Below are 22,890 nucleotides of genomic sequence, written 5' to 3' on the forward strand. Positions count from 1 at the left end.
CGTGCCCCCGGGGCAGCTCAGTGCCTACGCGTACCGCAGCTCCGCCGGGCGCAGTCCGCGTCTCAGCAGCGGCAGCGAGGTGGCCGCGGCCAGCAGGCTCGCCGCGTACACGGCCACCGGGACCAGCAGCGCCAGGTACGGCACCTCCGGCGACCCGTGCTCGGAGGCGGCCGAGGTGTACCAGGCCGCGATCGTCATCCCGCCGAGCCCGGCCAGCACGGTCGCGGGGGCCAGCGGGATCGCCGTCTCCAGCAGGGTGGCCTTCGCCAGCACCGAGTACGGCACTCCGCTGGCGGTCTGCGCGGCCAGGCCCCGGCGCCGGGTGGCGACGGACTCGGCGGTGCCGACGGCGAGCGCGGTGAGCACCAGGGCGAGGGCGACGAGGACCGCGAGGCCCGTGAGGTTCAGGCCGTTCTCGTAGTAGCCGATCCCCTCCGCGTAGTGGTTCTCCCGCTCGCGCAGCAGCGACAGCATCACCTGCCGTACCCCCATGAAGCCCGAGCCGACGACCGTCACCAGCAGCACCGCGGCATGGGTACGGGCCGCCGCCCACGGGTCGTCGCGCAGCCGTTCCGCCGCGATCAGCACCGCCGGGCTCTTGGCGCGGTCCGCCAGACCCTCGCCGAGCTGCCGGGCCGAGGCGCCGGTCAGCCACACCGCCACCGCGCCCACCAGCAGACACACCGCGAACACCGTGAGCGGCGTGAGCGCGAACTCGAACGGCGCCTCGTGGAAGGGCGTCGTCAGGACGTACACCACCATCAGTGCCAGGACCGTGGTAGCCACCCGGAACAGCCGCCCGGGCCCCTCGGCGGGCCGCGCCCGCCGGATCCGCCCCAGCGGCGAGGCGACCAGCCCGCGCAGCACCAGCGCGCTCACCGCCGCGCCCAGCACCGGCACACCGGCGGCCACCACGGCGATGCCCGCCCAGGTCAGCGGATCGGGGTGCGGCCAGACGCGGAGCAGCATCGGGACGGAGACCGCCGTCGCCACCGCCGAACCCGCCAGACAGGCCAGGCCCGTCTCCAGCGCCGCGATCCGCCGCGTCTGGGCGGGCGTGGCCCCCGCGAGCCGCAGCGCGGCAAGGCGTCGGTCGCGGTGCACGGCACCGACCCGGGCGCACTGGCCGAGGAAGCCGACCACCGGGATGAACAGCAGCAGGAGCGCGGCGACCACACCGACCCGGGTGCCGGGCTCGTCGAGCAGCCCGCCGCCCACCGGCACGGTGCGCTGCCCCTCCAGCGGCAGCAGCGCGGCGATCACCAGCCCGAGCCCGGTCGCCAGCGCCGCCCCGACGGCGGTGAGCAGGACCCGCCACCACTCCCGGCGGTCCGAACCCCGGGTGAGCAGCCAGGCGAGACGCAGATCGGTGCCCAGTCCGGCATGAGCGGCGGTGCGGTTCGCGTACGTCGTCATGCCGGCACCTCCTGCGGGACCACGGTCCCGTCGTTGAGCCCGACCTCGCGGTCCGCGTACGCCGCCACCTGAGCGTCGTGCGTGATCAGCAGAACGGCCGTGCCCTGCTCGCGGGCCGTGTGGACCAGCGCCGTCATGACCTGCTCGCTCGCCAGGGAGTCCAGGGCGCCCGTCGGCTCGTCCGCGAAGACGATGCGCGGGCCGGTCACCAGGGCCCGGGCCAGCGAGGTCCGCTGGGCCTGGCCGCCGCTCATCTCGCCGGGGCGCAGCGCCTCCTGCCCCCGTACGCCGAACCGCTCCAGCCACTCCCCGGCGCGGGACCACGCCTCCTTGCGGGTGGTGCCGGCCAGCATCAGGGGCAGGGCCACGTTGTCGAGGGCGGTCAGCTCGGGGATCAGCTGCCCGAACTGGAAGACGACCCCGAACTCCGTGCGCCGCAGCTCGCTCAGCCGCTTCTCCGGGAGGGTGTCGAGGCGGTCCCCGGCGTAGCTCACCGAGCCCTCGTCGGGGCGGACGATGCCCGCGAGGCAGTGCAGCAGCGTCGACTTCCCGCTGCCGCTGGCACCGGTGACGGCCAGGATCTCGCCGGCCCGCAGCTCGACGGAGGCGCCGCGCAGGGCCTCGGTCCTGCCGTGCGTCTTCACGAGATCGCGCGCCGCCAGAAGCGGCACTGTGGTGCTCATGGTGTCTCGACCTCCGCGGTCAGAGTGGTCAGCCGGCCCGCCGTGGTGGTCATCCAACGGAGGTCGGCGTCAAGGTGGTTGAGGGCGTAGTCCGCCGAGAGGACGGTCGCGAGATCGGCGCCCTTGGCTGTCTTCAGCTGCGTCAGCTCCCGCATCCGGCCCATGTGGGCGGCTCGTTGGGCGCGCAGATAGGCCTCCGGGTCGCCGCCGGCCAGGATCGAGACGACGACCTTGGCGAAGATCTCGTTGGTCACGAAGGGCGCGGGCGGGGCGATCTCCCCGGCCCAGCGGCCGAGTTCACGTTGCCCCTCGGCCGTCGAGCGGTACGTCGTACGCTCCGGGCCGCCGTCCGACTCGGTGGCGTCGAGCTCGGCGAGACCGTCGCGGACCAGGCGCTGAAGGGTCGTGTAGACCTGCCCGTAGGCCAGGGGGCGGGCTTGCGGGAAACGTTCGTCGTGGCGTCGCTTGAGGTCGTAGCCATGGCTCGGCCCCGAGGCGAGCAGCCCCAGCAGGATGTGGCGGGTGCTCATGGCGATCATTATGCACTCGATACATGTACTGAGTGAATAGTGATCGGGTGGAGAGTGGCCGCAACCGTGATCGGTGGACGGATGAGGAAGCGGGCCGGAACATGACGAACAGCACGTTCTTCCCCTCCGCACGTCTGCCGCCGCGACCGCTGGGTAGGGCTGCGATGACCCGTCACGCCGCCGTACCCCCAAGGAGGCCCCCGTGGCCGCACCGATCAGCCCCCTGTTCCCGGCCGCCCTGTCCAAACCCGACGAGGCGCATTTCTGCGTCTTCAGCGCCGAGGGCGCCTGCGCCGAGACCCCGCTGACCAGCGAACCGCCGCTGCCCGACGCCGAGCCCCTGACCAGCGAGCCGCCGCTGGCCGACGCCGCCCCGCTGACCAGCGAGTCAGATGCCGATGCGGAGCTGTAGATGACCGCTGCCGAGCCCCCGTCCGATTCCGGGCCCTCGTTCGACTCCGAGCCTCCGCCCGATCCCGGGTCCTCGCCTGATTCCGGATCCGCGCCCGATCCGGCGTCCGCGCCCGATTCCGGGCCGCCTTCCGAGGAGCTCTCCCGGCTTGCCGGGCTGCACGGCGTCGCCACCTCCTACAGCCCCGCCCCCGACCGCACGGTGGCCGCCTCCGCAGCTGCTGTCACCCGGGCCCTCACCGCCCTTGGTGTCGACACCACCGACCCCGCCGCGGCGCTCGCCGCACGGGAGAGCGAGCTGGCCGCGCGACTGCTGCCGCCCACGGTCGTGCGCTGGGCCGGTGGCCCGTGCGCGGCGCTCGACGCCCTCCCCGACGGCACCCGGCTGCACATCGAGACCGAGCAGGGCGAGACACGGTCCTCGGCCGGGCAACTCCCGCCCGGAGTCCACCGGCTGACCGCCACGGCGCCGGACGGACGGGTCGCCCAGACCCACCTCGTCGTCGCCCCCGAACGGCTCCCCACCCCCACCGGACGCTCGTACGGACTGCTCGTCCAGCTCTACTCCCTCCTGTCCCGGCGCTCCTGGGGCATGGGCGACCTCGGTGACCTCGGCGAACTCACCGCCTGGGCGGGCCGCGCGCTCGGTGCCGGATTCATCCAGGTCAACCCGCTGCACGCGGCTGTGCCCGGTGCCCCCACCGATCCCTCGCCCTACCGCCCCTCCTCCCGCCGCTTCCCCGACCCCGTGCACCTGCGCGTCGAGGACGTCGACGAGTACCCGTACGTCACCGACCGCGACCGCGTCCGCGCGCTGACGGAACGGGCCGCGCTGCTGCGCGAAGCGGTGCTGGAGAAAGGGGCGTTGATCGACCGGGACGCCGTGTGGGAACTCAAGCGCGAGGCGCTGGAACTCGTCCACGAGGTGCCCCTCGGCCCCGGTCGGCGGGCCGCCTACGCCGACTTCCTCGCCGAGGAGGGCGAGGCGCTGGAGGACCACGCCACCTGGTGCGCGCTGGCGGAGGTGCACGGCTCGGACTGGAGCGCCTGGCCGGCCGCGCTGCGCGACCCCCGCTCCGGCGAAACCGCCCGCGCCCGCGCCGAGTTGATGGACCGCGTCGACTTCTGGTCGAGACTCGCCTGGCTCACCGACGCCCAGCTCGCCGCCACCCAGCGCGCGGCCCGCGACGCCGGGATGGCCGTCGGCGTCGTCCACGACCTCGCGGTCGGCGTGCACCCCCTGGGCGCCGACGCCTGGGCGCAGCAGGAGTACTTCGCCGCCGGGATGTCGGTGGGCGCCCCGCCGGACGCCTTCAACGCGCGCGGCCAGGACTGGGGGCTGCCGCCCTGGCGCCCCGACCGTCTCGCCGAGTCCGGCTACGCGCCGTACCGCCGCCTGCTGCGCGCCCTGTTCCGCTATGCCGGCGCGCTGCGCATCGACCATGTGATGGGCCTGTTCCGGCTGTGGTGGGTGCCCCAGGGGCTGCCGCCCACCGAAGGCACCTACGTCCGCTACGACGCCGAGGCCATGCTCGCGATCCTGGTGCTGGAGGCCTCGCGCGCCGGGGCGATGGTCATCGGCGAGGACCTCGGGACCGTGGAGCCCGGGGTGCGCGAGACGCTGCGCGAGCGCGGAGTGCTCGGGACGTCGGTGCTGTGGTTCGAACGGGACTGGGAGGGCGACGGCCGCCCGCTGCCGCCCGAACGCTGGCGTGCCGACTGCCTCGCCACCGCCACCACCCACGACCTGCCGTCCACCGCCGCCCGGCTCAGCGGCGACCACGTCGAACTCCGGCACCGGCTGGGGCTGTTGACGCGCGGACTGGCCGAGGAACGGGCCGAGGCCGCCGCCGACACCGGGGAGTGGCTGGAGGTGCTGGCCCGGCTGGGACTGCTGCACGGCACGGGCGGCGGGCACGGCACGTCGACGGAGGAGGCCGAGGTGCAGGCCGTCCACCGGTTCCTGCTGCGGACACCGGCACGGCTGGTGGGGGTGTGGCTGCCGGACACGGTCGGCGACCGGCGACCCCAGAATCTGCCCGGGACCTGGGACCAGTACCCGAACTGGCGGCTGCCGATCGCGGACGCGGACGGCAGGGCGGTGACCCTGGAGGAACTGGCGGGCGAGCCTCGGTTGTACGCGTTGGTGGAGGTGCTGCGGGAGAGGGGCTGAGGGGGGCGCCCGGGAGAGGGGCCGAGGGGGCGGCGGAGAGACCCCGGCCGCCTCATACGCACCCCCGGGCGCGCGGGCTCAACCCGCGTTGGATACTTTGGCACCGTGGACAAGAAGAACGCCCTGCGCGCCGGTGCTCTGGCTGCCGGTACGACGCTGATGATGCTGCTCATGACGTCTCCCGCGCTCGCGCTCACCCGCGACGACGGTGACGACCCCGGCTCTGGCCTGAGCGTCATCGAGACGCTGGGTCTCTACGTCCTGGCCCCGCTCGCGATCTTCGCGGTCATCGCGGGTCTGGTGATGGTCCTGGACAAGTCGCACGCGGACCACCGGGTGAGCGTGCCCAAGAGCAAGGCGAAGGCCAAGGCCAACGCCTGAGGCCTGACCGGCCAGGGGGCTGAGGGTACGGCTCCCCAGGCCACCGCACGTTTCACGAGGGCGCCGGCCCCGTCCCCCGTACGCGCATCCGCCGTACGGGGGCGAGGCCGGCGCCCTCGGCGTGTGCTCAGGGGCTCGGCGCCGTGAGGTACCGCTGCACCGTCGGCCCCAGCCACGCCACGATCTCCTCGGGGTGCAGTGCCACCGCCGGCGGAATCCGCAGCACATACCGGGTCAGCGCGAGGCCGAGCAGCTGCGACGCCGTGAGTGCGGCCCGCGCCGGGATCTGTTCGGGATCGGGGCACACCTGCCGGGCCACCGGCAACAACTGGTCCCGGAAGATGCCCTGCATGCGCTCGGCCCCGGCCTGGTTGGTCGCGCCGACCCGGAGCAGAGCGGTGAGGACCTCGTCGTCCTCCCACATGTCGAGGAAGTGCCGCACCAGGACCGCGCCCACGTCCCGCGACGCCGGCCCGCCGATGTCCGGCAGTCGCAGGTCGACGGTGACGGCCGCCGCGAACAGGCCCTCCTTGTTGCCGTAGTAGCGCATCACCATCGACGGGTCGATGTTCGCGTCCTTGGCGATGGCACGGATGGTGGCCCGCTCGTACCCGTCGGCGGCGAACCGCTCGCGGGCCGCGACGAGGATCGCGTCGCGCGTCGCATCGGAGCGGCGGGCGCGGGGCGTGCCGGGTGTGCGGGCAGGGGAAGGGCTGTTCATGCCTACGAGCGTAGGCCAACACCAGTTGGCCAACAAGTGTTGACTCGCGCGGCGACGGGTCCTAGTCTCGTCAACAAGCGTTGGCAAACGCACGTTGGCAATAGGAGGCCCTCATGAACGGCACCGGCACCAACAGCACGAACGGCACCACCCACCCCGTGATCGTCGTCGGCTCCGGTCCCACCGGCCTCCTCCTCGCCGGAGACCTCGCCACCGCCGGTGTCCCCGTCACCCTCGTCGAGAAGCGCCCGCACAAGACCAGCAACCTCTCCCGCGCCTTCGTCCTGCACGCCCGCACCCTGGAGCAGCTCGACGCCCGCGCCCTCGCCGACGACCTGGAGGCGGTCGGTCAGCCGCTGGACCGCCTGCGCCTGTTCGGCGACCTCACCGTCGACCTGGGCACCCTCCCCTCCCGCTTCAACCACCTCCTCGTCCTCGCGCAGTACGAGGTCGAGAAGGTCCTGGAGCGGCGGGCCGTGGCGGCGGGCGTCGACTTCCGCCACGAGACCGAGGTGACCGGCCTCTCCCAGGACGCCGACGGTGTGACGGTCGAGGTGCGGGGGCCCCAGGGCGCCGAGACCCTGCGTGCCGCGTACGTCGTCGGCGCCGACGGGATGCGCAGTGCCGTGCGGGACGCGATCGGGCTGCCGTTCCCGGGGAAGTCCGTCATCCGCTCCGTCGTCCTCGCCGACGTACGGCTCGCCGAGGAGCCCGAGACGCTGCTCACCGTCAACACGGTCGGGGACGCCTTCGCCTTCCTCGCGCCCTTCGGTGACGGTTACTACCGGGTGATCGGCTGGAACCGCGCCCGTGACGTCGCCGACAGCGAGCCCCTCGACCTGGCCGAGGTCAAGGAGGTCACCCGGGCGGCGCTCGGCCGGGACTTCGGGATGTACGACGCCCGCTGGATGTCCCGCTTCCACAGCGACGAGCGTCAGGCCCCCGCCTACCGCGTCGGCCGGGTCTTCCTCGCCGGGGACGCCGCCCATGTCCACACCCCGGCCGGCGGGCAGGGCATGAACACCGGCCTCCAGGACGCCGCCAACCTGAGCTGGAAGCTGGCCCAGGTGGTCCACGGCCACGCGTCCGCCGACCTCCTCGACACCTACCAGGCCGAGCGTCACCCCGTCGGCAAGGCGGTCCTGCGCAGCAGCGGCGGCCTGGTCCGCCTCGCCATGGCCAAGCGTCCCTGGGAGCTGGCCCTGCGCTCGACGCTCACCACGGTCCTCGGCCATGTCACCCCGGCCCGCCGCCGGATGGTCGGCCGGCTCACCGGCATCGGCTACCGGTACCCCGCCCCCCGCGGCGCCCACCGCCTCACCGGCACCCGCGTCCCCGACGTGGCCCTGACCGGCGGCCGTCTCTACGAGGCACTGCGCGGCGGCCGGTTCGTCCTGATCACCCCGCGGGCCTACGACGACCAGGGCGCCCGCAAGGACCGGCTGACCGTGGAACGCTGGGCGAGCGACCGCCGTACGACCGTGCTGGTGCGGCCCGACGGGTACGTGGCCTGGGCGGCGGACGCGGCGGACGACGCGCAGATCGAGGCGGCGCTCACCGCCAACGTCGGCTGAACCAGGGCCGGTCCGCCGGACGGTACCTAGCGGGACTCGGGCGTCCCCGCGAGCAACTCCCGCAACAGGTCGGCCAACTGGCCGGCCTGTTCCGCGTTCAGGGCGGACAGCGCCTCGGTCTCGGCGTCCAGTCCGGCGCCGACCGCCGCGTCGACGACGGTCAGCCCCTTGTCCGTCAGGGTCACTTGGAGGCCGCGGCGGTCGTGCGGGTCGGGGGAGCGGCGGATCAGGCCCGCGCGTTCCAGCTTGTCGAGGCGGCCGGTCATGCCGCCGGTGGTGAGCATCAGCGTGCCCGAGAGCTGGCGGGGGGAGAGGGTGTAGGGCTCGCCGGAGCGGCGCAGGGTGGCCAGGACGTCGAACTCGCCGCGCGCGATGCCGTAGGGGGCGTACGCCTTCTCCATGCGGTCGCCCATGGCGCGGGAGAGGCGGAAGATCCGCCCGAAGACCTCCATCGCCTTGGTGTCGAGGTCCGGCCGTACGGCCGCCCACTGGTCGACGATCGCGTCGACGGGGTCCTTGCGCTGGGCACTCATGGGTCGAGTATCGGCGGCACACAGGGTCACCCGCAAGAAAGTGGCTTGACTAAAAGTTGCTTAGCGCTAAGCTACTTTCCATCAAGCTACATTCGCCGAAGTCACCCGACGCCACTAGGGGGAGTCGTGAACCGCACCGCGACCGTCCTGCTCACCGCCCTCGCCCCCGTCTCCTGGGGCACCACCTACGCCGTCACCACCGAGTTCCTCCCGGCCGACCGCCCCCTGTTCACCGGTCTGATGCGGGCCCTGCCGGCCGGTCTGGTCCTGCTGGCCCTCGCCCGGGTGCTGCCGCGCGGCATCTGGTGGGGGAAGGCCACGGTGCTCGGCGCGCTGAACATCGGCGCCTTCTTCCCGCTGCTGTTCCTGTCGGCGTACCGGTTGCCGGGCGGGATGGCGGCGGTCGTCGGGTCGGTCGGGCCGCTGTTCGTGGTGGGTCTGTCGGCGGTGCTGCTGGGGCAGCGGCCCACGACCCGGAGCGTGCTCACCGGAGTGGTGGCCGCGTTCGGCGTGAGTCTCGTCGTACTGAAGGCGGCCGGGGCCCTCGACCCGGTCGGCGTCCTGGCGGCGCTCGCCTCCGCCGCCTCCATGTCCACCGGCACCGTCCTCACCAAGCGCTGGGGCCGTCCGGAAGGGGTGGGCCCGCTGGCGCTCACCGCCTGGCAGCTGACCGCGGGCGGGCTGCTCATCGCGCCCCTCGCCTTCCTCGTCGAGGGCGCCCCGCCCGCGCTGGACGGGCGGGCGATCGGCGGCTACCTCTACCTCGCGCTCGCCAACACGGCCGTCGCGTACTGGCTCTGGTTCCGCGGCATCGGCCGGCTCACCGCCACCCAGGTCACCTTCCTCGGCCCGCTCTCCCCGCTGACCGCCGCGGTCGTCGGCTGGGCGGCGCTCGGCCAGGCGCTGACGCCGCTCCAACTGGCGGGCATGGCGCTGGCGTTCGGCGCGACGGTGGCCGGCCAGCTCCGGCAGCGGCCCCCCGCCACCCCGGCCCGATCGTTCAGTTTTACTGAAAAGAACGCTCGGAAAGATTCGATGGACGTGACAGGTGTGGCGCTGCGACGGTAGGTCCACCGAGATCACGATCACCGATCAGTGGAAGGACCCCCGTGCCCGACGTCCTCGAAAGGACCCCCACCCGTACGACCCCGAGGGCCGCGCAGACCGCCGCCCTCGGGGTCGCCTGCGCCGCCCTCGCGACCGTCGTCTGGTCCGGCAGCTTCGTCACCTCCCGTGCCCTGCACGACAGCGTCCCGCCGGTCCAGCAGGCGTTCTGGCGCTGGATCGTCGCGCTCGTGGCGGTCGCCCCGTTCGGGGCGCGGCAGGCCTGGCGGCAGCGGGCGCTGATCCGGCGCCGGCTCGGTTTCGTCGTCCTCGCCTCGCTCCTCGGCGTCACCGTCTACAACACCCTGGTGAACCAGGCCGGGTTGACCACCCCCGCCGCCACCATGGGCCTGATCATGGCCGCGTCGCCGGTGCTGATGGCGGTCCTGGAGCGGGCGTCCGGGGTACGGCTGGGGCGGCGCCGGGTCACCGGGCTGCTCGTCGCCTGCTCCGGGGTGCTGTTGCTGATGGGCGGCGGCGCCGGGTTCGCGGCCGGGGACCTGTGGATGATCGGCGCGGCCTGCTGCTTCGCCGGGTACAGCGCGCTGTTGCGGCGCAGGCCCGCCGAACTCGGGGGCGCCGCTTTCCTGTTCACCACGTTTCTCGTCGGTGCCGGGCTGCTGCTCCCGGCGCAGGGGGTGAGTCTGGCGGTCCAGGGGGGCTTCACCCCGACGACCGCGACCGTGCTGCCGCTGCTCTACGTGGGGGTCGCCTCCTCCGCCGTCGCCTTCTTCGCCTGGAACAAGGCGATCGCCCTGGTCGGCGCGGCCCGGGCCGGAGTCGTCTACTACCTCCAGCCGGTGTGTGTGGCCCTGCTGTCCTGGGCGGTGCTCGGCGAGACGTTCGGGCCGGTGCAGGTGCTGTGCCTGGCGCTGATCCTCGGCGGGGTGATGTGGGGCGCCGCCGCCCGGCATGCGTAGGTTGCCCTCATGGCTGAGTGGGACATCCGGAAACTGCACATCCTGCGGACCCTGCGGGAGCAGGGCACCGTGACCGCGACGGCCGAGGCGTTGCGGATGACGCCGTCCGCGGTGTCGCAGCAGCTGACGAATCTGGCGAAGCAGGTGGGGGTGCCGCTCCTGGAGGCGCAGGGGCGGCGGGTACGGCTCACCGACGCGGCCCGCCTGGTGCTGCGGCACGCCGAGGCGGTGTTCGAGCAACTGGAGCGGGCGGACGCGGAGTTGGCGGCGCATGTGCGGGGTGAGGTGGGCGAGGTGCGGGTCGGTGCGTTCTCGACCGCGGTGCCCGCGCTGGTCGTACCCGCCGTACGGGCGCTGCGGGTTTCGTCTCCCGGGGTGAGCGTGCGGGTGCGGGAGACGGAGGCGGGGGAGGCGTACGAGCTGCTGGCCGCCGGGGAGGTCGACCTCGCGCTGTCGCTGGCCGCGCAGGCGCCGGTGGTGGGGGACGGGCGGTTCACGCGGGTGGAGCTGCTGGCGGACCCGTTGGATGTCGCGCTGCCGCCGGGGCACGAGTGGGCGGACGTCGAGGGGCTGCGGCTGGCCGATCTCGCCGGGGAATCGTGGATCTTCGGGGGCAGCGGGCCGTGGTCGGACATCACGCGGGGGGCGTGCGAGGCGGCCGGGTTCACGCCGCGGCAGGGGCATTCCGCGGCCGGGTGGACGGCGATCCTGGCGATGGTGGAGGCCGGGATGGGGGTGGCGCTGGTCCCGCGGACGGCCGCGGTGGGGAGGGGCGGGGTGGTGCTGCGGGAACTGACGGTGGACCGCCCGGTCCGGCACGTGGTCGCGGCGGTACGGAGGGGGAGCGAGGCGGATGTTGTGGTGAGGCGGGTGATGGCGGCGTTGGAGGGGGTTGCCGCGGGGGTGCGCTGAGGCCGCGGCGTCACTCACCCGCGCTGGCGGGGTGCCGCCTTTCTTCGGGCCGGGGCCGCCCCAGCGGCACGACTGCCCGCGGCTAAGCGGCTGAACAGTTGAAGGGGCGCCCGCTGCATGTCCCTTAGGGGCGCGGGGAACTGCGCGATCAGCCCCCACCGGCCTGCACGCGCTCCACGGGCCCAGGCACCCAAGGCATGACAAGGGGCGCCCCGCATTGCGCCGGGCGCCCCTCATTGCCGTACCGGCTACTCCGCCGCCGCGTCCGCCGCCTGGGCCTTCAGGGCGCGTTCGATGCCCGACCGGGACTCCGAGACCAGGCGGCGCAGGGCCGCGTTGGGCTCGGCCGACGTCAGCCACTCATCCGTCTTGTCCAGGGTTTCCTGGGAGACCTGGATCGACGGGTAGAGGCCGACCGCGACCTGCTGGGCGATCTCGTGGGAGCGGGTGTCCCAGATGCCCTTGACCACCTCGAAGTACTTGTCCGTGTACGGGGCGAGGAGTTCGCGCTGGTCCGTCTGGACGAAGCCGCCGATGACAGCCTCCTGCACCGCGTTCGGGAGCTTGTCGGACTCGATGACCTGGGACCAGGCCTCCGACTTGGCCTCCTCGGTCGGACGCGCCGCGCGAGCCGTCGCCGCGTGACGCTCGCCCGCCGCCGTCTTGTCCCGCTCGTACTCGCCCGCGATCTCCGCCTCGTCGTAGCGGCCGACCGAGGCGAGGCGCTCCACGAACGCCCAGCGCAGCTCGGTGTCCACCGCCAGGCCCTCGATCGTCTGCGAGCCGTCCAGCAGGGCCTCCAGGAGGTCCAGCTGCTCCGGCGTACGGGCCGTCGCCGCGAACGCGCGCGCCCACGCCAGCTGGTGGTCGCTGCCCGCCGCGGCGGACCGCAGATGCGCCAGCGTGGCGTCGGTCCAGCGGGTCAGCAGCGCCTCACGGGCGGTCGGGTCGGCGTACAGCTCGATCGCCAGCTTCACCTGGCGGTGCAGGGACTGCACGACACCGATGTCCGACTCCTTGCCGATGCCGGAGAGGACCAGGGACAGGTAGTCGCGGGTCGCCAGTTCGGCGTCGCGCGTCATGTCCCACGCCGACGCCCAGCACAGGGCGCGGGGGAGGGAGGACTCGAAGTCGCCCAGGTGTTCCGTGACGAACGCCAGGGACTGCTCGTCCAGACGGACCTTCGCGTACGACAGGTCGTCGTCGTTGAGCAGGACGACCGCCGGGCGGCGCTTGCCCACCAGCTGCGGTACGGCGGTCAGTTCGCCGTCCACGTCCAGCTCGACGCGCTCGTCGCGGACCAGCTTGCCGCTGTCCTCGTCGAGTTCGTACAGGCCGACCGCGATGCGGTGCGGGCGGAGCGTGGGCTCACCCTGCGCGCCCGCGGGCAGCGCCGGGGCCTCCTGGCGGATCGCGAAGGACGTGATGACACCGGCCGCGTCCGTCTCGATCTCCGGGCGCAGGATGTTGATACCGGCCGTCTGGAGCCACTTCTGCGACCAGGTCCCCAGGTCACGCCCGGAGGTCTCCTCCAGCGCGCCCAGCAGGTCGGACAGCCGGGTGTTGCCGAACGCGTGGCGCTTGAAGTACGCCTGCACGCCCGCGAAGAACTCGTCCATGCCGACGTACGCCACGAGCTGCTTGAGGACGGAGGCGCCCTTGGCGTAGGTGATGCCGTCGAAGTTGACCAGGACGTCGTCCAGGTCGCGGATCTCGGCCATGATCGGGTGCGTCGACGGGAGCTGGTCCTGCCGGTACGCCCATGTCTTCATGGAGTTGGCGAAGGTGGTCCAGGAGTGCGGCCAGCGGCTGTCGGGCGCGTACGCCTGGCAGGCGATCGAGGTGTACGTGGCGAACGACTCGTTCAGCCACAGGTCGTTCCACCACTCCATGGTGACCAGGTCGCCGAACCACATGTGGGCCAGCTCATGGAGGATCGTCTCCGCGCGCAGCTCGTACGCGGCGTCGGTGACCTTGGAGCGGAACACGTACTGGTCCCGGATGGTCACGGCACCGGCGTTCTCCATCGCGCCCGCGTTGAACTCCGGCACGAACAGCTGGTCGTACTTCTTGAACGGGTACGCGTAGTCGAATTTCTCCTGGAACCAGTCGAAGCCCTGCCGCGTGACCTCGAAGATCGCGTCCGAGTCGAGGAACTCGGCGAGTGAGGGACGGCAGTAGATGCCGAGCGGGACGGACTGGCCGTCCTTCTCGTAGACGCTGTGCACCGAGTGGTACGGGCCGACGATCAGGGCCGTGATGTACGACGAGATCCGCGGGGTCGGCTCGAACTCCCAGACGTCGTCCTTGGGCTCCGGGGTCGGGGAGTTGGAGATGACGGTCCAGCCGGTCGGCGCCTTCACGGTGAACTGGAAGGTGGCCTTCAGGTCCGGCTGCTCGAAGGAGGCGAAGACGCGGCGGGCGTCCGGCACCTCGAACTGGGTGTACAGGTACGCCTGCTGGTCGACCGGGTCGACGAAACGGTGCAGGCCCTCGCCCGTGTTGGTGTACGCGCAGTCGGCCACCACGCGCAGGACGTTGCGGCCCTCCAGCAGGGCGGGGAGCGCGATGCGGGAGTCCGCGAAGACCTCCGCCGGGTCGAGCGCGTCACCGTTCAGGGTGACCTCGTGGACCTCCGGGGCCACCAGGTCGATGAACGACTCGGCACCACTCTCGGCCACGTCGAAGCGCACCGTGGTCACGGACCTGTAGGTACCGCCCTCTTGCGCGCCGGAGAGGTCGAGATCGATCTCGTACGACTCGACGGTGAGCAGCTTTGCTCGCTGCTGAGCCTCTTCGCGAGTCAGGTTTGTGCCAGGCACGCGGTCATCTCCTCGGTATGGGTAGGTTCGGCGGTTCCGCCATCCTTCCATGGGAGCCGCGCGAAACGCGATGTCCGGAACCCGCCGGTGACCGGGGAGGACACCGAGGAGGGTGGAACACATGACCACCCACACGGCACGCCCCGTCCCCCCGTCCGCTCTGAAGGAACTCCGCGCCACCGACGACGCGGGTCGGCGGACGGTTCCCCTGACCGACGACGAGGGCGGGGCGCCCCTCAGGTGCTGTCTGCGGCGCAGTGTGCCCGGCGAGGTGATCGCCCTGGTCTCGTACGCCCCGCTGCGCCGCTGGGCCGCGGAGACGGGCGCCGAGCCGGGGGCGTACGACGAGCAGGGGCCCGTGTTCATCCACGCCGGGGAGTGTGCGGGGCCGGACCCCGACGGGTATCCCTTCGCGAACGCGCACCGGACCGTCCGCCGCTACTCCGCCGATGGGCACATCCTCGGCGGCGAGCTGGTCTCCACCCTCGACGACGACGCCTTCCGAAACGCGTTCGACGACCCGGCCGTGGCGCTCGTCCACGTCCGGGCCGTCGAATACGGCTGCTTCCTCTACGAGGTCAGGAGGCCCTGAACCCCGAACCCCTGGGGCCTAGCCCTTCAGCTCCGCCGCCACCAGCTCCGCGATCTGCACCGCGTTCAGGGCCGCGCCCTTGCGGAGGTTGTCGCCCGAGACGAACAGGGAGAGGCCGTTGTCGACGGTCTCGTCACGGCGGATGCGGCCGACGTACGAGACGTCCTTGCCGGCCGCCTGGAGGGGCGTCGGGATCTCGGAGAGGGCCACGCCCGGGGCGCCGGCCAGCAGCTCCGTCGCGCGCTCCGGGCTGATCGGACGCGCGAAGCGGGCGTTGATCTGGAGGGAGTGGCCGGAGAAGACCGGGACGCGCACACAGGTGCCGGAGACCTTCAGCTCGGGGATCTCCAGGATCTTGCGGGACTCGTTGCGGAGCTTCTGCTCCTCGTCGGTCTCGTTCAGCCCGTCCTCGACGATCGAACCCGCCAGCGGCACGACGTTGAAGGCGATGGGGCGCTTGTAGACCTGCGGCTCGGGGAAGTCGACCGCCTCGCCGTCGTGGGTCAGCTTGTCGGCGTCGGCGGCGACCTTCTGGACCTGGCCGTGCAGCTCCGCCACGCCCGCGAGGCCGGAGCCGGAGACCGCCTGGTAGGTGGTGGCGATGAGCGCTTCGAGGCCCGCCTCGGCGTCCAGCACCTTCAGGACCGGCATCGCGGCCATCGTGGTGCAGTTCGGGTTGGCGATGATGCCCTTGGGGCGGTCCGCGATCGCGTGCGGGTTCACCTCGGAGACCACCAGGGGCACCTCGGGGTCCTTGCGCCAGGCCGAGGAGTTGTCGATCACGACCGCGCCCTGCGAGGCGACCTTCTCGGCCAGCGCCTTGGAGGTCGAGCCACCCGCGGAGAACAGCACGATGTCCAGGCCCGTGTAGTCCGCCGTCGCCGCGTCCTCGATCGTCACGCCGTCCAGGACCGTCCCCGCCGAGCGGGCCGAGGCGAACAGACGCAGCTCGGTGACCGGGAACTCCCGCTCCACGAGGATCCTGCGCATGACCGTGCCGACCTGGCCGGTGGCTCCGACGATTCCTACCTTCACGACGACTCCTTCTACATGGCGGGTGCGTGGCCTGGACGTTTCCATGATGCGTCTCTTACCGGCCGGTGTGTCCAATCGTTTGCCCGAGGGATGGGACGCCATGCGGGTCAGGGGCGCAGTTCGAGGGTCCACTCGCCGAGGCACCGGACGTGGAGGATCGAGTCCGATATGCGGTACGGACCGGAAGAAGCGGTGAGTTTCCGGTGCGGGAAGAGGTTTTCGTCCAGCTCGAAGACATGGATCAGGGCCGTCCCGACGACCACCAGCTCGGCCTCGGGCCCGGTGTGACGTACGACTCCATACCAGCCACCGGGCGTCCGCGCCCCCAGCACGGGGGCCGCGTCGATCGGGGCCGGCTCCAGACGCCACTTCGTGTCCTCGCCGGCACGGACCGTGAGGAAGCAGCTGCCGCCGGGGTCGACCCACACCGGCCCGAGGGTGGGGCGGCGCCGGCCCAGCGTGTCGGCGACGGTCGTCGACTTGCCGTAGGGATGGTTCAGGGACCACGCGCTCAGGTGCTCGTCGTCGCCGCGTGAGGTCCGCGTCACCGTCATCAGGGTCGGCGGGCCCTGGTAGCGCAGAACGGTGCTGCCCCGGCCCTCGGTCGGGCCGGTGAACAGCGGCGCCTGCTCCTCGGGCAGCAGCCGCAGCGCCCAGTCGCCGGCGCACTTGACCCGTACGGCCTGCTCGGCCCTGCCGTCGGCGAACAGCACGGCCGTGCCCCGGGTGCCGTGCTGGCGGCCGGTGAGCCACTCGTCCTCGTCGCCGTACTCGTCGACGCGCTTCACTTCGAGGCTGTAGTCGGCCTTGGCGCCGGGGAAGTCGTACTGGACCAGCGCCGGGCGCCCGGGACGGGGGTTGAGGAGGGTGATCGTCCGGTCGCCGCGGCCCTCGTAGGCGCCGGTCTTCAGGCCCGCCGAGGGATCACGGACGGGGAGCGGCTTGGCGGTCAGTTCCCAGTTGCCGTCGCCGTGCTCGACGACGAGCAGCAGCGGGCCGTCGGGGACGGGGACGGTCTGCTTGAGCTTGCCGGTCTCGTTGCACAGCATTTCGTTCTCGTCGAGGTCGTCGAAGTGCTCGGCCTCGTGACAGTTCACTACGAACCACTCGCCGCGGTCGGCGCCACCGTCGAAACGGACCTTCACATCGGCCATGGTGCCCAGGTAGGCCACGACGTCGGGGCCGCGCCCCTTGAGCGTCTGGGTGCCCAGCGGACGGGCCGCCGACAGCGGCAGCACCCTGATCGTCCAGTCGCCCTCGTAGCTGACCTTCATCCGCAGCGGACGGTCGCGCGGGGGCTGCACCAGGGCGCGGCCGTGGAAGTCGCGCAGGGTGGTGTTGAAGACGGTGTCCTCGTCCTTGTTGCGCCGGTTCAGCGTCTCGACGAGGAGCCATTCGTCGCCCCGGACCTGCGCCTCCACGATCACCGGCCCGGGCGGCAGCGGTACGTCCACGGAGACGACGCCGTTGCCGCGGCCGCTCTGGGTGTGGGGCGGGAAGTCGGTGCCGAGGGGGGCGGGGGTGGGTGCGGGGACGGGCGCCGGCGTGTACGTGGGTATCGGGGCGGGCGTCGGTACGGCATCGGCGATCGGCGCCCCGGCCGTCTTCGCCACCCCGGCCTGCATCACCGGCGTCACCGGCGGCGCCACCGGCTCCGCCTCCACCACGATCCCGAAGTCCGTCGCCAGCCCCGCGAGCCCCGAGTCCCAGCCCTGTCCGACCGCCCGGAACTTCCACTCCCCGTTGCGCCGGTAGAACTCCCCGAGCACGAAGGCCGTCTCCCCGGCGGCGTCCGTCACGTCGTAGTGCACGACGATCGTGCCGTCGCCCGCGACGGTCTGGAGCGCGAGCCCCGGCACCGCCCCGAAGGTGCCGTCGTCGCAGGACGCGGCGACCAGCACCCGCTGCACCGCCGGCTCCACCCGGGGCAGGTCCAGCTCCAGCCACTCGGCGAGCTGGTCCACGCCGTCCCCGGAGCCGAGGTGCCGTACCGCGCCCGAGGGATGCGCGGGCTGGTTGTGGAAGACGAGGTCGGCGTCGCCGCGCACCTTGCCCGCCGCGTCGAGCAGCAGCGCCGAGACGTCCACGACCGGCGTCCCCGGCACCTTCCGGCGGCAGACGGCAACCCTCAGGAGACCGGCGGGGACAGGGGTGTTGGCCCCCTTCACGATGTGCGTCATGGGGCTCATGGTGACAGTGAAGATCACGTGAAGAAAGAATTCCGGAGATCGGACCGAACGTTTCCGCCCGAGCCGGCGTCATAGAGGAAACGCGGCGAGGAGAGGGGTGGCTGTGCTGCGCAGAAAGGCCCGCCGCGGCCAGGGGGACGGTGTCCATGACGGGCCGGACGACCCCCTCGACGCGGCTCAGGAACGTCGGGTGCGAGCCGTGCTCGCGCTCGGCGGCGTACCGCAGGCGGACCTGCCGGACGGGGTGCAGCAGGTCCGCCTGCGGTTGCTGGAGCGGGCGGCGAAGGGGTACGAGGCGCCGCGCGACGTCTCCGCGTGGGCGGCCGTCGTCGCCTCCAACCTCGCCATGGACTGGCACCGCGCCAAGCGCCGGCAGGAGCGGATCGGCGAACGCCTCGCCTCGCTGCGCCAGTTGGAGCACCCTTCCGGCGAGGACACCAGCGTGCTCTCGCTCGCCGTCGCCCAGGGGCTGGACGAACTGCCCGACAACCAGCGCCAGGTCCTCGTCCTGCGTTTCTACGCCGATCTGCCGGTACGGGACATCGCCCAGGAACTCGGTGTCCCGGAGGGCACGGTCAAGAGCAGGCTGCACACGGCGGTCCGCGCGCTGCGCGCCCGTCTGCACGAGGACGAGGTGGTGTGACATGACCGCCGAACACCGGGACGTCGACGCGCTGATGGCCGCGCTCACCGGCGAACCCCTGCCCGACGACGCGGACGCCACCCTGCGCGGCGAACACCGCGAGGCCACCGCCGACATCGCCCTCCTGCGCGAGCAACTCGGCCTGATCGGCGAAACGTTGGCGCGGGAGCCGCGCCCCGCGCCGAGGCCCGCTCCGGTACGTCCCTCACGGGCCCGGCGCTGGGCCCCGAAGCTCGCCTTCGGCACCCTCGCGGTCGCCGCCGTGGCCTCCGTGGTCACGGGGCTCGGCTGGCTGGTCGCGACGGGCGGCAACGACGCCGCGGACGCCGGAAGCAGCGCCGACTCCGAGAAGTCCCAGTCCGACGCCACCGCCCGCTTCGGCAGCCCCCACTACCTCGCCTGCACCCGCCTGGTCGTCGAGGGGACGGTCGCCTCGGTCGAACGCCTCTCGGACCAGGTGCAGTTGCGGATCACCGTGGACGTGGTCCGCTACTACAAGCAGGACATGAAGGGCCCGGAGCAGCTGACGTACGTCGTGGACGACACCTTCGTCGACGGTCTGCACAAGGGCGACCGCGTCCTGTTCGGGGTGCTCCAGGGTGACGCCGTGCCCGACCACTGGGTGGTCGGCGAGAAGGAGGTCGCCCGCGAACGGGCCTGGATCCAGGCCTCGTTGCCGCAGTCGCGCGACCTGCCGTGCGCATGAGAAAGGGCGGGCGCCCCGAAGGACGCCCGCCCTGGTCACCGTAGGAGGAACTACGGAGTGACCTTCTCGATCTTCACGCTGCCGATGCCCGCGACCGTGCCGCGCGCGTTCACCAGCTGGACCTGGCCGAAGAACTCACGGCCCTCCGGGGCGGGCGCCGCGGCGGTGACGCTCGCGGCGACGTCCGTGGAGGCACCCGTGCCCAGCTTCACCGCGGCCGAGTCGTCGACCGTGACGGCGCCGAGCGCGGAGGAGAAGAACACGTCCTGGTAGTCGTACGCGGTGGACCCGGCCGGGACCGAGTAGCCGACGACCTCGATGGTGTACGTACCGGCGGCCGGGGAGGCGATGGAGACGGCCTCCTCCGAGTCACCGTCGGCGGACTGGCCGACCTGGGTGCCCGCCGCGTTGTAGACCGTGAGGTCCAGGTCGGCGGCGGCGTCGGAGACGTTGCCGATGACCACGTCGAGCGACTTGGCGCCCTCGGGCACCTCGACCGTGGTGGTCTGGGTGGCACCCTCGGCGATGGTCGGACGGGCCGACTTGGCCGAGCCGAGCGGACCGCCGACGAGCTTGCCGTCGAGGGCGGCGAAGTTGTTCGTCACCTTCCAGGAGGCGGCGACCGGGGTGCCGACCTTGGCCTCGGGAACCGTCACGACCGCGGGGTCGAAGGCGGCGCCGAGGACGGCGACGTCCAGCTTGTACGGGTTGTCGAGCAGCGGCGACGTACGGCGCGACTCGACCTCGATCTCCCAGACACCGGCCTGCGGGTCCGCGTACGAACGCACGTCGGGCTTGCAGCCGTTGCCGTCGAGGTAGTTGTTGTAGCAGTACGGGGTGCCGGTGTTGTCGACCGGAGTGCCGTACGGGTGGATCGCGATGAACCGGGTCTGGCTCTTGTCCTTCAGCCCGCCGATCGCGACCTCGAGGGACTTGGCGCCCTCGGGGACGGTCACGAAGTACGACTGCGTGCTGTTGCGCTGGACGGTGTTCGACGCCGAGTAGGTGTACTTCACCGGCGACGAGACGACGACCGTGTTCAGGATCTGCTTGTCGACGCCCTCGGTGAACGGGTCGTCCACGTTCAGGATCGCGCTCTTGACGCCGGCGGACGGCGACTTGGCGACGATCTTCACGGTGACCGGCTTGTTCAGCTCCAGCTTGACCAGGGAGGAGCCGGCGATGGAGAAGGTGCCGGAGGCGTTGTTCTCCAGGCTCAGCAGGTGCCAGATCGGCTTGTCGGCGCCGGTCGTACGGGTGATGGTGACCTCGTACGACTTCTTCACGCCGGCCTTCAGGCCGCCCTCACGGTCGTAGATGCCGGTGCCGAAGCCCGGCGTCTTCAGGAGCTGGTCGATCGCGGTGTCGACCGGCGCCTTGACCGTGTAGTCGTGGGCGGTGGCGCCGTCCTTGATGGCGTCCCAGGCGTCCACGATGTTGATGAGGCCCGCGCCCTCCTCGTACGCCTGCACACCCTTGATGTGGTCGGCGGTCGAGGTCAGGGCGGTGCGCAGGTTCGCCGGGCTGAGGGCGATGCCCTTCTGCTTGGCGGCGCTCAGCAGCAGCGCCGAGGCGCCCGCGGCCTGCGGGGAGGCCATCGAGGTGCCCTGGAGCATCGAGTAGCCGGCCGGCAGCGTGTAGCCCGACTCGGCGACCGGGGAGCCCGGCAGCCAGGTCTGCGTGGTGTTGATGGAGGCACCCGGCGCGGACAGCGTCGGGGTGAACCCGCCGTCCTCACGCGGACCGCGCGAGGAGAACGGCATCATCGCGTACGACTTCGTCACCGCGGAGCCGTAGTTGGAGGCCCACGTCGCCTTGGAGATGGCCGCGCCGACGGAGATCACCTTGTCGGCCAGACCGGGGTCGCCGATGGTGTTGGCACCCGGGCCGGAGTTGCCGGCCGAGATGACCAGCTGGACGCCGTAGGTGTCGATGAGGCGCGTGTAGAGCTCGGAGCGCGCGTTGTTGCCGTCGTTCAGCGCCGGGAGGCCGCCGATGGACATGTTGACGATGTCGACACCGCGCTTGGTGACGAGGTCGATCATGCCCTCGGTGAGCGCGACGTTGGTGCAGCCGCCGGTCCAGGTGCAGGCACGGGACGAGACGATCTTCGCGCCCGGGGCCGCGCCGTTCATCTTCCCGCCGAACAGGCCGTTGGCGGAGGTGATGCCGGCGACGTGCGTGCCGTGTTCGGACTCGATGACGCCGATGTTGACGAAGTCCCGCTTCTGGCCGACCCAGTCGCCGCCGTACGGGTCCATCGGGACGTCCTTGCGGATCTCCACGACGAACGGCTGGCGCTCGACCACGTCGGTGGCCGGGTTGTCGGTACCGAAGTAGCCGATCTGGAACCCGTCCTTGTACGGCTTCATCGGCGCGTCGTCGCTGAAGTCGTTGTTGTTGTTCAGGTCGACCCGGACGGTCCCGGCGGCGGCGTCGTAGAGCACGCCCCAGGAGTCGGTGGTGTCGCCGTCACGGTTGGCGTCACCGGCCGCGTCGCCGCCGGTGGTGTACGACTCAAGGAAGGTGCTGACCGAGTACGAACCCGCGGGCGCCGTCCAGGTCTTGCCGCCGTACGTGAACGTCGGGCCGGAGACGTTGGTGACCTGCGGGCGCCAGGTGCGGTCGCTGTCCAGGATCGGGTCGGTCGCCGTGACCCAGTCGACGATCTTGCGCTCGCCGGTGGTGGTCTTCTGAAGCGCCGGGTGGCCGAGGTCGACGCCCGAGTCCAGGATGCCGATGGTGATGCCGCGGCCGTCCGCCTTCGGGTGGTCCTTCACGAAGTCGACGGCGCCCGTCTCGAAGGACGGGTTGTACGGGTTCTCGGCGGGGGTGTTCTTGCCCGGGGCCGGGTAGGCCGTCGCCGTCGCGGAGGACGACGCGCCCTTCGCGGTGTCGGCGGCCGGCGTCGGGTCGTCGAGCGCGATCTCCTGCCGCAGGTCGATGCCGTGCACGGAGGAGAGCTTGGCGGCGGCGGCGATGGCCGCGTCCGCCTTGCCGGTCGGGACGGTGGCGCGGACGTAGCCGAGCTTGTCGTAGGTCTTGCCCACGGAGCCGCCCTTGACCGCGTCCAGCTCCTCGGCGACCTGCTCGGTCTTGCCGGGGGCGGTGGCGACCATCAGCGTGACGTTCTTGTCGCCGTCGGCCTTGGCCTCGGCGAGGAGGTCCGCGTCGTCCGAACCGAGCTTCGCGTCGGCCGACTTGACGCCGGGGTCGGCCGCGGCCGGTGTGGCGTCGTCGGCGGAGAAGGCCATGGGTATCGGGCCTGCCGCGGAGAGCGCGGCCACGAGACCGGCGGCCACGGCTATGCGCGCCACGCGTCTCGCGCCGCCCGATATCGGATCGCGCTGGGGGGTGTGGGTCATCGGCATCCCTTGTAGGTAAAGGAACGTACGGATGCGGCCCGGGCCGATCGGTCCTGACCGCGAAGGTCCGGAAATGCGACCCGGACGATCGCACAGCTTTACGCATGGGAAGGATGTTTAGGGAGAGTTGACCGAATCGATATAGGCGGATGGGGAAAACCCGCGATCCCCTTTAGGGAC

Annotated in this window: 19 protein-coding genes; 10 read left to right on the forward strand and 9 right to left on the reverse strand. The window is 72.0% G+C overall.

Annotation, left to right across the window (positions count from 1 at the left end; all coding sequences use genetic code 11):
• Nucleotides 1–24: 24 nt before the first annotated feature.
• The 3 genes from OG866_RS28845 to OG866_RS28855 are packed head-to-tail and all read right to left on the reverse strand — an operon-like array spanning nucleotide 25 to nucleotide 2,629.
• Entirely contained in the window at nucleotides 25–1,416 is a 1,392-nt protein-coding gene (locus OG866_RS28845; protein ID WP_329339131.1) for an FtsX-like permease family protein, read from the reverse strand.
• Nucleotides 1,413–2,099, reverse strand: a complete 687-nt coding sequence (locus OG866_RS28850) for an ABC transporter ATP-binding protein (RefSeq protein ID WP_329339133.1) — start codon at nucleotides 2,097–2,099, stop codon at nucleotides 1,413–1,415. The genes OG866_RS28845 and OG866_RS28850 overlap by 4 nt, the downstream gene beginning before the upstream one ends.
• On the reverse strand, nucleotides 2,096–2,629 hold the full coding sequence (locus OG866_RS28855; RefSeq protein ID WP_329339135.1) for a PadR family transcriptional regulator: 534 nt from the start codon (nucleotides 2,627–2,629) through the stop codon (nucleotides 2,096–2,098). Before OG866_RS28855 ends, OG866_RS28850 begins: the two co-directional genes overlap by 4 nt.
• A gap of 202 nt (nucleotides 2,630–2,831) precedes the next feature.
• On the opposite strand from OG866_RS28855, the gene OG866_RS28860 reads away from it, so the two are divergent.
• From OG866_RS28860 to OG866_RS28870, 3 genes are all read left to right on the forward strand, one after another.
• On the forward strand, nucleotides 2,832–3,041 hold the full coding sequence (locus OG866_RS28860) for a hypothetical protein (RefSeq protein ID WP_329339137.1): 210 nt from the start codon (nucleotides 2,832–2,834) through the stop codon (nucleotides 3,039–3,041).
• Nucleotides 3,042–5,213, forward strand: a complete 2,172-nt coding sequence (gene malQ / locus OG866_RS28865) for a 4-alpha-glucanotransferase (protein WP_329339140.1) — start codon at nucleotides 3,042–3,044, stop codon at nucleotides 5,211–5,213.
• Nucleotides 5,214–5,318: 105 nt separating this feature from the next.
• A complete protein-coding gene (locus OG866_RS28870; RefSeq protein WP_329339141.1) occupies nucleotides 5,319–5,594 on the forward strand; it encodes a hypothetical protein in 276 nt (91 codons plus the stop codon).
• A 127-nt stretch (nucleotides 5,595–5,721) separates the two neighbouring features.
• Here the strand turns inward: OG866_RS28870 and OG866_RS28875 are convergent, their stop codons facing one another.
• The gene (locus tag OG866_RS28875; protein ID WP_329339143.1) at nucleotides 5,722–6,315 is read right to left on the reverse strand and encodes a TetR/AcrR family transcriptional regulator; all 594 of its coding nucleotides are present in this window, start codon (nucleotides 6,313–6,315) and stop codon (nucleotides 5,722–5,724) included.
• A gap of 113 nt (nucleotides 6,316–6,428) precedes the next feature.
• Between OG866_RS28875 and OG866_RS28880 the strand changes: the two genes are divergently transcribed.
• A complete protein-coding gene (locus OG866_RS28880) occupies nucleotides 6,429–7,889 on the forward strand; it encodes an FAD-dependent monooxygenase (protein ID WP_329339145.1) in 1,461 nt (486 codons plus the stop codon).
• Nucleotides 7,890–7,915: 26 nt separating this feature from the next.
• Here the strand turns inward: OG866_RS28880 and OG866_RS28885 are convergent, their stop codons facing one another.
• Nucleotides 7,916–8,422 carry a MarR family winged helix-turn-helix transcriptional regulator gene (locus OG866_RS28885; protein WP_329339147.1) on the reverse strand — a complete coding sequence of 169 codons (507 nt, stop codon included), beginning with the start codon at nucleotides 8,420–8,422 and terminating at the stop codon, nucleotides 7,916–7,918.
• A 126-nt stretch (nucleotides 8,423–8,548) separates the two neighbouring features.
• On the opposite strand from OG866_RS28885, the gene OG866_RS28890 reads away from it, so the two are divergent.
• From OG866_RS28890 to OG866_RS28900, 3 genes are read left to right on the forward strand one after another with little or no spacing between them, the layout of a single operon-like run.
• On the forward strand, nucleotides 8,549–9,490 hold the full coding sequence (locus OG866_RS28890) for an EamA family transporter (RefSeq protein ID WP_329339148.1): 942 nt from the start codon (nucleotides 8,549–8,551) through the stop codon (nucleotides 9,488–9,490).
• Between the two features lie 41 nt (nucleotides 9,491–9,531).
• Complete coding sequence (locus OG866_RS28895) at nucleotides 9,532–10,446, forward strand: DMT family transporter (RefSeq protein WP_329339150.1); 915 nt, start codon at nucleotides 9,532–9,534, stop codon at nucleotides 10,444–10,446.
• 9 nt (nucleotides 10,447–10,455) lie between these two features.
• A complete protein-coding gene (locus tag OG866_RS28900; protein WP_329339152.1) occupies nucleotides 10,456–11,358 on the forward strand; it encodes a LysR family transcriptional regulator in 903 nt (300 codons plus the stop codon).
• 248 nt (nucleotides 11,359–11,606) lie between these two features.
• Here OG866_RS28900 and pepN read toward each other — a convergent pair whose 3' ends face one another.
• Nucleotides 11,607–14,180 carry an aminopeptidase N gene (gene pepN / locus OG866_RS28905; RefSeq protein ID WP_329339154.1) on the reverse strand — a complete coding sequence of 858 codons (2,574 nt, stop codon included), beginning with the start codon at nucleotides 14,178–14,180 and terminating at the stop codon, nucleotides 11,607–11,609.
• Nucleotides 14,181–14,301: 121 nt separating this feature from the next.
• Here pepN and OG866_RS28910 point away from each other — a divergent pair, with 121 nt between their 5' ends.
• On the forward strand, nucleotides 14,302–14,772 hold the full coding sequence (locus tag OG866_RS28910; protein WP_329339156.1) for a DUF1203 domain-containing protein: 471 nt from the start codon (nucleotides 14,302–14,304) through the stop codon (nucleotides 14,770–14,772).
• 18 nt (nucleotides 14,773–14,790) lie between these two features.
• Here OG866_RS28910 and OG866_RS28915 read toward each other — a convergent pair whose 3' ends face one another.
• Both OG866_RS28915 and OG866_RS28920 read right to left on the reverse strand, forming a co-directional pair.
• A complete protein-coding gene (locus OG866_RS28915; protein ID WP_329339158.1) occupies nucleotides 14,791–15,807 on the reverse strand; it encodes an aspartate-semialdehyde dehydrogenase in 1,017 nt (338 codons plus the stop codon).
• A 107-nt stretch (nucleotides 15,808–15,914) separates the two neighbouring features.
• Complete coding sequence (locus OG866_RS28920) at nucleotides 15,915–17,987, reverse strand: TerD family protein (protein ID WP_329339160.1); 2,073 nt, start codon at nucleotides 17,985–17,987, stop codon at nucleotides 15,915–15,917.
• Nucleotides 17,988–18,093: 106 nt separating this feature from the next.
• On the opposite strand from OG866_RS28920, the gene OG866_RS28925 reads away from it, so the two are divergent.
• Both OG866_RS28925 and OG866_RS28930 read left to right on the forward strand, forming a co-directional pair.
• A complete protein-coding gene (locus tag OG866_RS28925; protein WP_329339162.1) occupies nucleotides 18,094–18,639 on the forward strand; it encodes a sigma-70 family RNA polymerase sigma factor in 546 nt (181 codons plus the stop codon).
• A gap of 1 nt (nucleotide 18,640) precedes the next feature.
• Complete coding sequence (locus OG866_RS28930; protein WP_329339164.1) at nucleotides 18,641–19,345, forward strand: hypothetical protein; 705 nt, start codon at nucleotides 18,641–18,643, stop codon at nucleotides 19,343–19,345.
• Nucleotides 19,346–19,395: 50 nt separating this feature from the next.
• Here the strand turns inward: OG866_RS28930 and OG866_RS28935 are convergent, their stop codons facing one another.
• Nucleotides 19,396–22,710 (reverse strand): S8 family serine peptidase, encoded by a 3,315-nt coding sequence (locus OG866_RS28935; protein ID WP_329339165.1) that lies wholly within the window; start codon nucleotides 22,708–22,710, stop codon nucleotides 19,396–19,398.
• Between the last annotated feature and the right edge of the window lie 180 nt (nucleotides 22,711–22,890).

This window comes from Streptomyces sp. NBC_00663 (assembly GCF_036226885.1).
Lineage (GTDB): Bacteria > Actinomycetota > Actinomycetes > Streptomycetales > Streptomycetaceae > Streptomyces.

What these genes read in the sequence shown, in the direction of transcription:
- malQ (WP_329339140.1), top strand. Translation starts at nt 3,042, where the DNA reads ATGACCGCTGCCGAGCCCCCGTCCGATTCCGGGCCCTCGTTCGACTCC.
- OG866_RS28910 (WP_329339156.1), top strand. Translation starts at nt 14,302, where the DNA reads ATGACCACCCACACGGCACGCCCCGTCCCCCCGTCCGCTCTGAAGGAA.
- OG866_RS28845 (WP_329339131.1), bottom strand. Translation starts at nt 1,416, where the DNA reads ATGACGACGTACGCGAACCGCACCGCCGCTCATGCCGGACTGGGCACC.
- OG866_RS28930 (WP_329339164.1), top strand. Translation starts at nt 18,641, where the DNA reads ATGACCGCCGAACACCGGGACGTCGACGCGCTGATGGCCGCGCTCACC.
- OG866_RS28855 (WP_329339135.1), bottom strand. Translation starts at nt 2,629, where the DNA reads ATGAGCACCCGCCACATCCTGCTGGGGCTGCTCGCCTCGGGGCCGAGC.
- OG866_RS28920 (WP_329339160.1), bottom strand. Translation starts at nt 17,987, where the DNA reads ATGACGCACATCGTGAAGGGGGCCAACACCCCTGTCCCCGCCGGTCTC.
- OG866_RS28875 (WP_329339143.1), bottom strand. Translation starts at nt 6,315, where the DNA reads ATGAACAGCCCTTCCCCTGCCCGCACACCCGGCACGCCCCGCGCCCGC.
- OG866_RS28885 (WP_329339147.1), bottom strand. Translation starts at nt 8,422, where the DNA reads ATGAGTGCCCAGCGCAAGGACCCCGTCGACGCGATCGTCGACCAGTGG.
- OG866_RS28880 (WP_329339145.1), top strand. Translation starts at nt 6,429, where the DNA reads ATGAACGGCACCGGCACCAACAGCACGAACGGCACCACCCACCCCGTG.
- OG866_RS28850 (WP_329339133.1), bottom strand. Translation starts at nt 2,099, where the DNA reads ATGAGCACCACAGTGCCGCTTCTGGCGGCGCGCGATCTCGTGAAGACG.
- OG866_RS28935 (WP_329339165.1), bottom strand. Translation starts at nt 22,710, where the DNA reads ATGACCCACACCCCCCAGCGCGATCCGATATCGGGCGGCGCGAGACGC.
- OG866_RS28900 (WP_329339152.1), top strand. Translation starts at nt 10,456, where the DNA reads ATGGCTGAGTGGGACATCCGGAAACTGCACATCCTGCGGACCCTGCGG.